The following is a 12,736-nucleotide window of genomic DNA, read 5'->3' as shown; positions in this document are numbered from 1 at the left end:
CCGCTCCTCCCGTTCCGCACCGACCACCCCCATCGAGCCGCACCCCCCGAGGAGGCCATCCCCGTGACCGCCCGCAAGCCGTCCCGCAAGACGCCCGCCCCGAGTGGGCGGCCCGCTGCCGGACCGCCTACTGCGAGGGGTACGCCGGGGCCTCGGGCACCGACCCGCGCGGCGAACCGGCCCCCACCGCTGCCACCGGCCGGGACCGCGCCGCCGAGGGCACCGGCCGGGACGGCTCCCCCCAGGGCACCGTCGGCGGAACCGGCCGCCCGGCCCCGGCGGAAGAAGCCCGCCGGTGCCGAGCCGCCGCACCCCCGCCAGGAGCCCGGCACCCACGGGGTGCGGCCGGCGCCGCCCCTCGACCCCGACGACCGGGCCCGGCTGCTGGCCGGCGCGCACCACGCCCCGCACGATCTGCTCGGCGCCCACCCGGTCCGGGGCGGGGTGCTCCTGCGGGTGCTGCGTCCGTACGCGCGCGGTGTGACGGTGCTCGGCAAGGGGCTGCGGGCGCAGTTGCACGACGACGGGGACGGGCTCTTCTCCGGGCTGCTGCCGATGCCCGCGCCGCCCGAGTACCGGCTCCTGGTCGCCTACGAGGACACCGGGATCGAGACGCAGGACCCGTACCGCTTCCTGCCCGCGCTCGGCGAGTTCGATCTGCACCTGATCGGCGAGGGGCGGCACGAGGAGCTGTGGACCGCCCTGGGCGCCCGGCCCATGGAGCACCAGGGGGTGGCGGGCACCCGGTTCACCGTCTGGGCGCCCGACGCCCGCGGGGTGCGGGTCGCCGGGGACTTCAACTACTGGGACGGCACCGGTTTCCCGATGCGCTCGCTGGGTTCCTCCGGGGTGTGGGAGCTGTTCCTGCCCGGGATCGGCGAGGGCGCGCTCTACAAGTTCGACATCTGCCGCCCGGACGGTTCGCACACGGTGCGCGCCGACCCCATGGCCCGGCGGACCGAGGTGCCGCCGTCCACCGCGTCGGTCGTGACGGACCGGCACCACGTGTGGCAGGACGGGGAGTGGATGGCGCGCCGCGGGGACGTGCCGGTGCACGAGGCGCCGTTCTCCGTGTACGAGGTGCACCTGCCGTCCTGGCGACCGGGGCTGACGTATCGTCAACTCGCTTCCCAGCTCCCCGCGTACGTGAAGGAGCTGGGGTTCACGCACGTGGAGCTGATGCCGGTCGCCGAGCATCCCTTCGGCGGTTCCTGGGGCTACCAGGTCACCGGTTTCTACGCCCCGACCTCCCGACTGGGCTCCCCCGACGACTTCCGCTTCCTGGTCGACTCGCTGCACCGGGCCGGCATCGGGGTCCTCATGGACTGGGTGCCCGCGCACTTCCCGCGCGACGACTGGGCGCTGGCGGAGTTCGACGGCCGGCCGCTGTACGAGCACCCGGACCCCGCACGCGCGGCGCACCCCGACTGGGGCACTCTGGAGTTCGACTACGGGCGCAAGGAGGTGCGCAACTTCCTTGTCTCCAACGCCACTTACTGGTGCGAGGAGTTCCACGTCGACGGGCTGCGGGTGGACGCGGTCGCCTCGATGCTCTACCTCGACTACTCGCGCGAGGACGGGCAGTGGACGCCGAACGAGCACGGCGGCCGGGAGAACCCGGACGCGGTGGCCTTCCTCCAGGAGATGAACGCCACCGTCTACCGGCGCAACCCCGGCGTCGTCACCATCGCCGAGGAGTCCACCGCCTGGGACGGCGTCACCCGCGCCACCCACCACGTCGGACCGGACGGCTTCGGCGGGCTGGGCTTCGGGCTGAAGTGGAACATGGGCTGGATGCACGACTCCCTGCAGTACATGGCGAAGGAGCCGGTGCACCGCAAGTACCACCACAACGAGATGACCTTCTCGATGGTGTACGCGTACAGCGAGAACTACGTGCTGCCGATCTCGCACGACGAGGTGGTGCACGGCAAGCAGTCGCTGGTCTCCAAGATGCCGGGCGACTGGTGGCAGCGGCGCGCCAACCACCGGGCCTACCTCGGCTTCATGTGGGCCCACCCGGGCAAGCAACTCCTCTTCATGGGGCAGGAGTTCGCACAGGGGGCGGAGTGGTCGGAGGGGCACGGCCCGGACTGGTGGCTGCTCGACCCCTCGTACGGGGCGGAGGCCGATCACCGGGGCGTGCGCACCCTGGTGGGCGATCTGAACGCGGTGTACGCCGCCACGCCCGCGCTGTGGCAGCGCGACACGGTCCCGGAGGGTTTCGACTGGGTGGACGGCGGGGCGGCCGAGGACAACGTCCTCGCGTTCCTGCGCTTCGACGCGCAGGGCTCGCCGCTGCTGGCCGTCAGCAACTTCTCCCCGGTGGTGCGGCACGACTACCGCGTCGGGGTCCCGGCGGTGCCCGGCGACCGGGTGGTGTGGGCGGAGGTCCTCAACACGGACGCGGCGCGGTACGGCGGCGGCGACGTGTGCCACCCCGGCCCGCTGGAGCCGGAGGCGGTTCCGGCCCACGGCAGGAACGCCAGCCTGTCGCTGACGCTCCCGCCGCTGGCGACGGTGTGGCTGCGGCCGGTGTGAGCCGGGGCGCGGGGTCCGCTCATGCTCCGCGCCTGGATTCGGCATTGAGGACGGCGAGGCGAACGGTCAGCTCCTGACGCGAGGAGAGCACCTCGATACCGCGGGCTGCCCGGCCATGGGTCGTAGTGGGCGGCGGCCTGCACTACCCTGCCCTCGTAGTTGACGTTGAGTCAGTGGTGTTTGGGGGCCCTCGTTGGACTCAGGGAAGATGCCAACGCGCGTGATAGCTGGTCGCTACCGGCTGCTCGCGGCTCTCGGGTCCGGCGGGATGGGCCGGGTCTGGCGAGCTCACGACCAGCAGTTGGGCGTCGACGTCGCGGTCAAGGAGGTGTTCCGCCGGCCAGGCATCCCCGACAGTCACTGGGAGGAGCTCCTGATCCGGGCCAGGCGGGAGGCCCGCCACGGAGCCCGGCTGCGGGACCACGCCAACATCGTCGCCGTCCACGACGTCGTGATCGAGGACGGCATCCCCTGGACGGTGATGCGCCTGGTGAAGGGCGTCTCCTTGGAATCCCGCCTGAGCAGGGGCCGGCTGACGGTCGAGGACACGGCGAAGGTCGCAGCCGCCGTGCTCGGCGCCCTCGGGGCGGCCCACGACGCGGGGATCATCCACCGGGATGTGAAGCCGGCCAACATCATGCTCGCCGACGACGGCGGCGTCCTGCTCACCGACTTCGGCATCGCGATCAACGAGGTCGACACCAAGCTCACTCAGGACGGCGGCATCATCGGGTCGATGGCCTACATCGCCCCCGAACGCGCCGACGGCGAAGAGGGGAGCGAGGCCGGCGACCTCTTCTCCCTCGGTGCCACGCTCTACCAGGCCACCGAGGGGAAGTCCCCGTTCCAACGCGACACCCTCACCGGAACACTGCGGGCCGTTGCCATCCACGAGCCCCCGCCACCGGCCAACGCCGGCCACCTGGCACCACTGATCACCGCCCTCCTGCGCAAGGAACCCGGCGACCGACCCACGGTGACCGCCGCACTCGCCATGACGACGCCCGGCGCCCGGACCCCTGAAATCATCCAGGACCCGGCACTCGCCGAGCGAGAGGCCGAGCCCAAATACGACGTCATCCTCCTGGACGCCGGCGAAAGGGAGGTCCCGGTCATCCTGGCCGTGTGCAAGTTGACCTCGTCGAGCATCAAGGAGGCCAAGGCCCTCGTCGACCGTGCGCCCCGGAAGGTGCTGGCGGACGTCAACTGGAGAACTGCCGCGGATGCCGAAGACGCTCTGGTCAACGCCGGTGCCAACGCGGTCTTCAAGCGACACGAACACCCCACCGCGTCCACGGGGAGCACGGAACAGAAGCCGACGGCGACGCCGACCCTGACGCGCACGACCCGCATGCCCCGCTCGCCGGCGGTCGTCACACCTCGCGGGAGGCCAGAGCCGACGAAGGCCAACCGGAAGAGCGCGGGCAAACAGTCCGCCCGAGGCGTGGCCGGGCTGGTGGCTGTTGCGGCCATCGTGGCCATCGTCGCCCTGCTGCCCGAGCAGCAGCACGCAGCTGACGCAGCATGTGCCACATGGCACTCGGCCATGAAGCAAAACAATGAATGGAAGTATTCTCACCCGCTCGGAAGTTATTCCCAGGCGGATCTCGCAGCGAAAGAAGACCGACTGGTCTCGCTGGAACAGAAGGCCGCCACGCAAACCAGTGACCAGAAATTGAAGACTGCGCTCCAGCAGGCCGCAGCAGACCACATCGGATTGGCCGCCGCCTACCGAGCCCGAAACGCCGGCGTCGATAATACAGGTTATGATCACTATATTTTGGCGACGAATCAAGATGACGTGGAAGTCCAGGCAATCTGCAATAATCAATAAATACTTTTCGCCACCCCGCTGGGTGCTCCCCAGCGTGATCTCCGGCCGCGAGCCGTCAGACCTGATCCTGAACGGTCCGAGATCGCGAGAATTCGAAATCTCCCCCTGACCCCGGCGCATTCGGCCAGGCATTCACGTTCAGGTGATTTCCCTTCCAGGAACTACCGAATGGGTGATCACCTTCGTACGATGCTGCTCAGCGCCGACGCCCACGTCGTCGAAGTGGGCCGTTGGTTCCATATTCAATTCAAGGGGAAACCATGGCCTCGAAAAAGAGGAACGTCGTGCGCACGATGGCCGCGACACTGGCCGCAGCCGCCGCGTTCACCCTGGCCGGACCGGCCGGAACCGCCTCCGCCATCGACCACGTGACCTGCGACCCGGACGCGGGCTTCCTGAAGATCTGGTCGCACGACGGCAGTGGGCACGACAGCGTGGACTGCTACGCGAATCGCGGGAAGACCGACTTCGGCGGGTGGTGGGTCGACCAGATCTCCACGGGCAACAACGACGTGAAGTACTACGACGCCAATGGCGATGTGGTGAAGATCCCCCGGAATTCGAATATCAAATATTCGAACGTGCCGAAGGTCGCCGCCATCGAAATCCTGTAGGGATTTTCTCCAGGGACGTCCCGGTGACGCAAGCGCGAAGGGGCCGCCGCGGGAGTTCCCGCGGCGGCCCCTTTCGGTGCCCGGTGTGGTTACGCCTTCGCCACCGCGCGCTGCTCGTCGCCGTCGCGCGGCTCCGGGACGCCGTGCACGTCGCCGTCCTGGTTGAGCATCCGCTCGTCCCAGGGGAGCGCGCCGGACAGGACCCGGTCGACCCGCTCCTTGTCGATCTCCTTGGTCCAGGTGCCGACCAGGACGGTGGCCACGGCGTTGCCCGCGAAGTTCGTCAGGGCGCGGGCCTCGCTCATGAAGCGGTCGATGCCGACGATCAGGCCGACGCCGTCGACCAGGCCGGGGCGGTGCGACTGGAGCCCGCCCGCGAGGGTGGCCAGGCCCGCGCCGGTGACCCCGGCCGCGCCCTTGGAGGCGACGATCATGAAGAGCAGCAGGGAGATCTGCTCACCGGCGCTCAGCGGGTCGCCCATCGCGTTGGCGATGAAGAGCGAGGACATCGTGAGGTAGATCGCGGTGCCGTCGAGGTTGAAGGAGTAGCCGGTCGGCACGGTGATGCCGACGACCGGCCGGCTGACGCCCAGGTGCTCCATCTTCGCGATGAGCCGCGGCAGGGCGGACTCCGAGGAGGAGGTGGAGAGGATCAGCAGGAACTCGCGGCCCAGGTACTTCAGCAGGGCGATCAGGCTGACCCCGGCGACCAGGCGCAGGATCGTGCCGAGCACCACGAAGACGAAGATCGCGCAGGTGAGGTAGAAGCCGACCATGATGATCGCGAGCGACTTCAGCGCGTCGATGCCGGTCTCGCCGACCACCGCGGCCATCGCGCCGAACGCGCCGACCGGAGCCGCCCACATGATCATGGCGAGGATGCGGAAGACGAGGCGCTGGATGTGGCCGATGCCGCGCAGGACCGGTTCGCCCGCCGCGCCCATGGCCTGGAGCGCGAAGCCCGCGAGCAGTGCGATCAGCAGGGTCTGGAGCACCTCGCCCTCGGTGAAGGCGGAGACCATCGTGGTCGGGATGATGCCGAGCAGGAAGTCCACGGTGGACTCGCCGGCGCCCGCCGCCTGCTTCTCCCCGGCGGCCCGCGCCGCCTCGGTGATGTGCAGGCCCTGGCCGGGCTCCAGGAAGTTGCCGACGAGCAGGCCGATGGCGAGCGCGACGGTCGACATCACCAGGAAGTAGCCGAGGGCGAGGCCGCCGACCGCGCCGACCTTGGCGGCCTTGCGCACCGAGCCGACGCCCAGCACGATCGTGCAGAAGATGATGGGCGAGATCATCATCTTGATCAGGTTCACGAAGCCGGTGCCGATCGGCTTGAGCTCGACGGCGACATCCGGGGCGACGAAGCCCACGAGGATGCCGAGCCCGACCGCCGCGATCACGGCGAGATACAGATAGTGCGTGCGGTCCCGCTTGGCGGCTGCCACTCCCACGGGGGTTCTCCTCGGCTCGTCCGGGTCACTCCCCCGTCCCTGGGGGCGCAAGGGCCTGCCCCGGCGCGTCCGGCCGGAAAAAACCCTTGGCGAATATCTCGCTCCCTGTGACACCGGTCACCGTTGCGTGCATTTCGTTCACATGTTTCCGGCCGGGCACACTGGTGGCCATGCGTCTGCCCCGTACCCGTCCCCGCAGCCTGGCCGGCCAGCTCTTCGCCATGCAGGTGGTGCTGGTGGCCGCCGTGGTGGCGGGATGCGCGTTCTTCGCCTACGTCTCCGGCAGCGAGCAGGCGGAGGAGACCGCGGCCCGGCAGGTACGGGCGGCCGCGCTGGCGATCGCCGGTTCGCCGTCCGTGCGGGAGGCGATCGGCACCCCCGATCCGTCGGCCGTGCTCCAGCCGTACGCGGAGCGGGTGCGCAAGGACACCGGGATCGCCTTCGTCACGATCATGTCCCCGGACCGGGTCCGCTGGACGCATCCGGACACCGACCGGATCGGGGAGGAGTTCCTCGGGCACACCTCGCGGGCGCTGCGCGGCGAGACGTTCTCGGAGACGTACACCGGCACGCTCGGCCCCTCGATCCGGGTCGTCACCCCGGTCCGCGACGGCGGCCGGATCGTCGGCCTGGTCAGCGCGGGCATCACGGTCGACCGGGTCTCCTCGCAGGTGCGGGAGCAGCTCGGGGCGCTGGGGCTGGCGGCGGGCGGGGCGCTGGCGCTCGGCGGCATCGGCACCTATGTGATCAACGCCCGGCTGCGGCGGCACACGCACGGCATGAACGCCGCCGAGCTGAGCCGCTTGCACGACTACCACCAGGCCACGCTGCACGCGGTGCGCGAGGGGCTGCTGATGCTCGACGGGCGGCGCAGGATCGCGCTCATCAACGACGCGGGCCGGGAGCTGCTGGGTCTGGAGCCGGGCGCGGTCGGGCGCCGGGTCGACGAGCTGGAGCTGCCGGCCCCGCTGACCGGTGCGCTGCTCGCCTCCGAGGAGCGGGTCGACGAACTGCATCTGACGGCGGACCGGGTGATCGTGGTCAACACCCGCCCGGTGGTGGGCGGCGAGCAGCGCGGCACCGTGGTGACCCTGCGCGACCACACGGAACTCCAGGCGCTCTCGGGCGAGTTGGACTCGGAGCGGGGCTTCACCCAGGCGTTGCGCTCGCAGGCGCACGAGGCGGCGAACCGGCTGCACACCGTCGTCTCGCTGATCGAGCTGGGCCGGGCCGACGAGGCGGTGGGCTTCGCCACCGCCGAGCTGGAGCTGGCCCAGGCGCTCACCGACCGGGTGGTGGGCGCGGTCGCCGAACCGGTGCTGGCCGCGCTGCTGCTCGGCAAGGCGGCACAGGCCAACGAACGGGGCGTGGAGCTGGTGCTCGCGGAGGACAGCCTGATCGACGACGGTTCACTGCCCCCGACCCTGTCGCACCGGGACCTGGTGACGATCCTCGGCAACCTGATCGACAACGCGGTGGACGCGGCGTCGGAGGCGGCGGCCGGTGCGCCGGGGTCCGGGCCCGGCAGGCGGGGGGCGGCGGCCGGACAGCCGGGCGGCCGGGCCCGGGTCACCGTCACCGCGCTCGCCGGGGAGGACGGGCTGCTGCTGCGGGTCTCCGACACCGGGGCCGGGATCGATCCGGACGCCGCCGCGGAGGTGTTCGCCCGCGGCTGGTCGACGCACGGCGCGGGCCGGGGCATCGGGCTCGCCCTCGTCCGGCAGGCGGTGCACCGCAACGGCGGGTCGGTGGCGCTGGACCGCGGGGCGGACGGCGGCGCGGAGTTCACGGTGCGGCTGCCCCCGGCCGCCGTGCCCGCCCGGGCCCCGGGAGCCGTGCCCGCCCCGGCATCGGCGCCCGGGGCCTCGTCCGTGCCCGCGTCCGCCGCCGGGAAGGGAGCCCTCTCATGATCCGGGTACTGGTCGTCGAGGACGATCCCGTCGCGGCCGACGCCCATCGGCTGTACGTGGACCGGGTGCCGGGGTTCGAGGTGGCGGCCGTCGCGCACTCGCGGGCCCAGGCGGCGCGGGCGCTGGAGCGCGTCCCGGTCGATCTGCTGCTGCTGGACCTGTACCTGCCCGACGGCCACGGCCTGCAACTGCTGCGTTCGCTGCGCGCGGCCGGGCACTCGGCCGATGTCATCGCGGTGACGTCGGCGCGCGATCTGGCCGTCGTCCGGGAGGGGGTGTCGCTCGGTGTGGTCCAGTACGTGCTGAAGCCGTTCACCTTCGCCACCCTGCGCGACCGGCTCGTGCGCTACGCCGAGTTCCGGGCGGCGGCCGGGGAGGCGAGCGGCCAGGACGAGGTGGACCGGGCGCTCGGCGTCCTGCGCGCACCGCAGCCGGCGCAGCTGCCGAAGGGGCTGAGCGGTCCGACGCTGGAGGCCGTCACCCGCGCCCTGCGGTCCGCGCCGGACGGGGTGACGGCGGCGGCGGCCGGTGAGTCGCTGGGGATCTCGCGGATCACCGCACGCCGCTATCTGGAACACCTGGTGACGGCGGGGCGGGCGGTGCGCAGTCCCCAGTACGGCCAGATCGGGCGCCCGGAGCTGCACTACCGCTGGGTGGCCGAGAACCGCTGACGGCGGCACCGACGGCGGTCACCGGCCGGCCGCGCGCCGGATCTCCGCGGTGCGGGCGTCGATCGCCTCGGCCCTCAGGTAGGCCCTGTCGGCCTTCTGGAACGTGGTGCCGATGGCGGCGCCCGCCTGCTTGTAGCGGGCGGCCCTCAGGTGGTCCAGGGCCGCGCGGCAGTCGAGGGTGGAGTTGGCCGCGTCGAGGACGAACCGCTGCCAGACGAGCTGTCCGCGGGCCTCCGGGAAGCCGAAGTACCTGCCGGCATCGACGGCGGTGCGCCCGATGCTCTCGCAGACCGGGCGGAGGCGGAACAGGTAGGAGGGCGGTTCCTTGCGCCGGGCGAAGGTCCGTCCGATCGCGAGGAGCCTGCCCCGGTCGCGGCGGAACCGGTCCAGGAGGTCCTTGCCGCCGATCTCGTTCCAGGCGTCGACCTGCCGCGCCCTGGTCCGCGGAGTGACGGTCCCGGCACCGGCCCGGGGCGACACCTGCCGGAACTCGTCCTGGACGGCGCGGTAGTCGGTGACCTTCCGCGGCATCCGGTCCTGCCGGTACGCCGCCTCGGCACCGGAGGCGGCCAGCGCCACGACGCACAGCGCCACGAGCGGACCGCGGCGGACGGCGGCCGGGCCGTCGCGCCGCGGACCGGCGGCCCGGCCCAGTCGCCGCCGGAGCACGGGGACGCGGCGCGTCGCCGACACCGCCGCGGCCACGGCGATGGCGACGGCGGTGACGGTCATCAGCGCGAAGTCCAGCGTGATGTGCAGATCGAGCCAGAACGTCAGCCGGGCGGGCTGCCAGGCGCAGGAGGAGGGTTTCAGGAGGCGCAGCCCGCCGACGCAGCCGTCGGAGAGGAGCAGCACCAGCACCCCGGCCACCCCCACCAGGGCCGCGGTGTGGGCCGCGATCAGCGTGACGAGCAGGCGGTACCGGCGGGCGCGCACGGAGACGATCGCGGCGGCCGTCATCGCCGCCGCGACCAGGGCGAGGTACGTCCACGCGAGGAAGAGCAGCGCCTGAAGGCTGCCTCCCCGGGTGGCCGCCCCCGACGCCCCCGTGCCGGGCAGCACCAGCACGGTCACCACCGCGGCGCAGGCCGCCAGGCCGCAGCACAGTCCGGTCAGCAGCGCGCCGCGCAGCCGGGGCGGGCGGTGCGCGGGCGGCTCGGCCGCGCCCTCGATGTCGGCGGCGGCGGTACGCGTCCACGGCGTGGCGGCGGGGGCCCGCCCCGGTATCCAGGCCGCCAGCGGCACGAGCCACAGCCCCGCGACGGCGACGGCGGAGAGCGGCAGCGCGTTGGTGTTGAGGATCAGGGGGAAGACGACGCCGATCCCGGAGAGCATCGTGGCGTGGTCCGCGGCCGGTCCGGGGTACAGCTGCTCCAGCCGCTGCCGCATCCCCTCGGCGTCGTACCACCAGCCGGTCGCGAGCGGTGCGCCGCTCCCGTACCACCACCCGAACCACTGGGCCAGCGCCAGTCCGCCCGCCACCAGGCTCACCACCAGGGCGACCCGGATGGTCCGTCCCCGCCAGGCCGTGACCCAGAGCCGGGCCACCTGCGCGGTCCACCAGGTGAAGGCGGGCCCGCCGAGCAGGAAGAGCAGGAGCAGCGCGTTCCGGCTGGGGAAGAACTGCTCGATCGTGCCCTGCCCGGAGAGCAGTGTGCCCGTCGCCATCCCGGCCCCCAGCCACAGCCCGGCCCGGAGCCCGGAGGGCGGGCGGCGGCCGGTCAGCACCGCGTGGATCACCGCGCGCCACAGCGTGACGCCGACCACCCCGGCGACCAGGCCCGCCGCGGCCAGGGCCACCGCCTGCGAGGTCGGCGCGGCGGGCAGCTCCAGGTACGGCCGCAGGGCCAGCGACAGCTGGGAGTTGATCAGGACGGTGGCGGCCCCGGTGAGGAACATGGGCAGTGCCGGGACCGCGTACACCGGGCCGGAGTCGGTCAGCGCGCCCCGGCGGAGTTCCCACCGCGGGTGGGAGCGCCACAGCGCGGCGAAGGAGGCGAGCCGGCGGCGCGCTCCGCCCCCGGGGGCGGGCGCCTCGGTGACGTGCCAGCCGCCGAAGTCCGCGCCCCAGCGCACCGCGGCGCGGTCGGCGTGGATCTCCCGGCTGCGCAGGACGTCCGAACGCGCCAGGTACATCAGCGCCACCAGGGCGAGGAACTGGATGATGCTGCGCACCGGCACCGCCCACAGGGAGCCGCCCGACCCGCTCTGGTGGTACAGGTACATGCCGACGCCCACCAGGTAGGGCGGCGCGACCAGGCACAGGAAGACCCGCCACAGCGCGACCGTCGCGTAGGTGAGGGTCACGTCCCCGTTGCGGATGTGGGCGAACTCGTGCAGCAGCACCGCCTTGAACGCCCCGGGGTCCCGGGCCCTGAGGGCGAGCAGTCCCCCGTACAGGCAGAGCACCGGGCGGCGGTTGCGGCCGAAGACCACGGCGCCGACGGAGAGCGCCGACGGGTCGACCACGACGCGCGGCAGCCGCTCCAGCCCGGCCCGCGCGGCGACCTCCGCCAGGTCGTCGCGGACCGCGTGGCCCCCGTCGACCGCCGCCAGTTCCACCACCCGCCCGCGCCGCGCCTTCCACACCGGCAGCCAGAGGAAGAGCGCGACGGCCACCAGGGCCAGGAGTCCCAGCCACAGCAGGGGGATCCACCACGACGGCGGCCGGGCGTGCACGAGCTGGCAGTTCCGGTACGCGACCCACTGGCTGGAGCGCGTGATCAGCAGCTCCATGTCGGACATGTGGTCGGCGTCCACGCCCGCCGCGAGGTCGCACTTGTACGACTCGGCCCCCGAGAACCACCAGAAGGCCATGTACAGCAGCATCAGGCCGCTGGTCACCAGTACCAGCACGGCCAGCAGCACGAACCGCATGGTCGTGCCGGCTCCTACCGGCCGCCCCACCGGCCGGGCCGGTGCGCCCGTCGCGGTCGTCACCCGCTACTCCCGCGGGCGGTCGCCGCCGCCGGGCGGGGCGCCGTCGGCTCCGCCGTCCGCCGGACCGTCCCCGTCCGTCTCCGATTCCGGTTCCGTCTCCGGTTCCGGTCGTGCCGGGCGGAGCATCAGCCGGGCCAGCACCGCGTCCGCGAGGATCTCGGCGCGCTCCCGCTCGAAGCCGCGCCCGGTGGCCGCCTCCCGCACCTGCCGGTGGACCTCGGCGAGCTGATCGGGCGTCAGCGGCGGAACCGTCGCCTCGGCAACCGGCCGTCGCCGTATCCGGCCCAGCAGCGACCGGACCCCGGCGGTCACCCCGCCCGCGGCGGCGCTCCCGAGCTGTTGCGCCGTCTGGTCCACCACCAGCCACACCACTGGTGTGGCGATCACCGCGATCTCGCCGAGACCGAAACCGAGCGGCTCGCGGCGGCCTCCCCGTCTCCCGAGCAGCCGCACGACGGCCGCGTCGTCGAACCGGGCCAGCCCCTCGACGACGGGCGACTCCTCCGGAGCCACCTCGGCCACCACGTCACGCACCACGTCGCGCACCCGCACCGTGCCGTGCGCCGACGCGTCGGAACTCGTACCGATCCCCCGCATGCCCCCAGTCTCACCCGGCCGGTGAAACCGCGAAGAGGCGTATTCCGGCCGAGGTTCCCTCGGAAAGGAACCCTCTAGGAGGATCCTACGATTCATGGATATCGGTGGAACACACCGTAGTCATGCCACTTCTTGACTCCTACGGTGAGGCCGTGCGCCCCTCACCCCCCTTCGACGCCCC

The 12,736-nt window shown here is 72.4% G+C and carries 8 protein-coding genes; 5 read left to right on the top strand and 3 right to left on the bottom strand.

Annotation, left to right across the window (positions count from 1 at the left end; translation table 11 throughout):
• Positions 1-63: 63 nt before the first annotated feature.
• The 3 genes from glgB (at position 64) to EAO76_RS31585 (ending at position 4,989) form a co-directional block, all read left to right on the top strand.
• Positions 64-2,541: a 1,4-alpha-glucan branching enzyme gene (gene glgB, locus EAO76_RS31595; RefSeq protein WP_148839289.1), complete on the top strand. Its 2,478-nt coding sequence runs from the start codon at positions 64-66 to the stop codon at positions 2,539-2,541.
• A gap of 208 nt (positions 2,542-2,749) precedes the next feature.
• Positions 2,750-4,375 (top strand): ribosomal protein L7/L12, encoded by a 1,626-nt coding sequence (locus EAO76_RS31590; protein WP_148839288.1) that lies wholly within the window; start codon positions 2,750-2,752, stop codon positions 4,373-4,375.
• 260 nt (positions 4,376-4,635) lie between these two features.
• Positions 4,636-4,989, top strand: coding sequence for a beta/gamma crystallin domain-containing protein (locus EAO76_RS31585; RefSeq protein ID WP_148839287.1), 354 nt, complete (start codon positions 4,636-4,638; stop codon positions 4,987-4,989).
• Between the two features lie 89 nt (positions 4,990-5,078).
• Here EAO76_RS31585 and EAO76_RS31580 read toward each other — a convergent pair whose 3' ends face one another.
• On the bottom strand, positions 5,079-6,437 hold the full coding sequence (locus EAO76_RS31580; protein ID WP_148839286.1) for a cation:dicarboxylate symporter family transporter: 1,359 nt from the start codon (positions 6,435-6,437) through the stop codon (positions 5,079-5,081).
• A 170-nt stretch (positions 6,438-6,607) separates the two neighbouring features.
• Here EAO76_RS31580 and EAO76_RS31575 point away from each other — a divergent pair, with 170 nt between their 5' ends.
• Both EAO76_RS31575 and EAO76_RS31570 read left to right on the top strand, forming a co-directional pair.
• Positions 6,608-8,347, top strand: coding sequence for a sensor histidine kinase (locus EAO76_RS31575; RefSeq protein ID WP_148839285.1), 1,740 nt, complete (start codon positions 6,608-6,610; stop codon positions 8,345-8,347).
• Positions 8,344-9,018, top strand: a complete 675-nt coding sequence (locus EAO76_RS31570) for a response regulator (RefSeq protein ID WP_148839284.1) — start codon at positions 8,344-8,346, stop codon at positions 9,016-9,018. The genes EAO76_RS31575 and EAO76_RS31570 overlap by 4 nt, the downstream gene beginning before the upstream one ends.
• Positions 9,019-9,036: 18 nt before the next feature.
• On the opposite strand, the gene EAO76_RS31565 is transcribed toward EAO76_RS31570, so the two are convergent.
• Positions 9,037-11,895, bottom strand: coding sequence for a M48 family metallopeptidase (locus tag EAO76_RS31565; protein WP_148839283.1), 2,859 nt, complete (start codon positions 11,893-11,895; stop codon positions 9,037-9,039).
• Positions 11,896-11,961: 66 nt separating this feature from the next.
• A complete protein-coding gene (locus EAO76_RS44910; RefSeq protein ID WP_187438852.1) occupies positions 11,962-12,555 on the bottom strand; it encodes a hypothetical protein in 594 nt (197 codons plus the stop codon).
• Between the last annotated feature and the right edge of the window lie 181 nt (positions 12,556-12,736).

It is taken from the genome of Streptomyces sp. sk2.1 (assembly GCF_008120935.1).
Classification (GTDB): domain Bacteria; phylum Actinomycetota; class Actinomycetes; order Streptomycetales; family Streptomycetaceae; genus Streptomyces.
This window is presented reverse-complemented; position numbering and strand designations above follow the sequence as displayed.

Excerpts from the sequence above, each read along its gene's own strand:
- EAO76_RS31570 (WP_148839284.1), top strand. The coding sequence starts at position 8,344 with ATGATCCGGGTACTGGTCGTCGAGGACGATCCCGTCGCGGCCGACGCC.
- EAO76_RS31590 (WP_148839288.1), top strand. The coding sequence starts at position 2,750 with ATGCCAACGCGCGTGATAGCTGGTCGCTACCGGCTGCTCGCGGCTCTC.
- EAO76_RS44910 (WP_187438852.1), bottom strand. The coding sequence starts at position 12,555 with ATGCGGGGGATCGGTACGAGTTCCGACGCGTCGGCGCACGGCACGGTG.
- EAO76_RS31575 (WP_148839285.1), top strand. The coding sequence starts at position 6,608 with ATGCGTCTGCCCCGTACCCGTCCCCGCAGCCTGGCCGGCCAGCTCTTC.
- EAO76_RS31565 (WP_148839283.1), bottom strand. The coding sequence starts at position 11,895 with ATGCGGTTCGTGCTGCTGGCCGTGCTGGTACTGGTGACCAGCGGCCTG.
- EAO76_RS31585 (WP_148839287.1), top strand. The coding sequence starts at position 4,636 with ATGGCCTCGAAAAAGAGGAACGTCGTGCGCACGATGGCCGCGACACTG.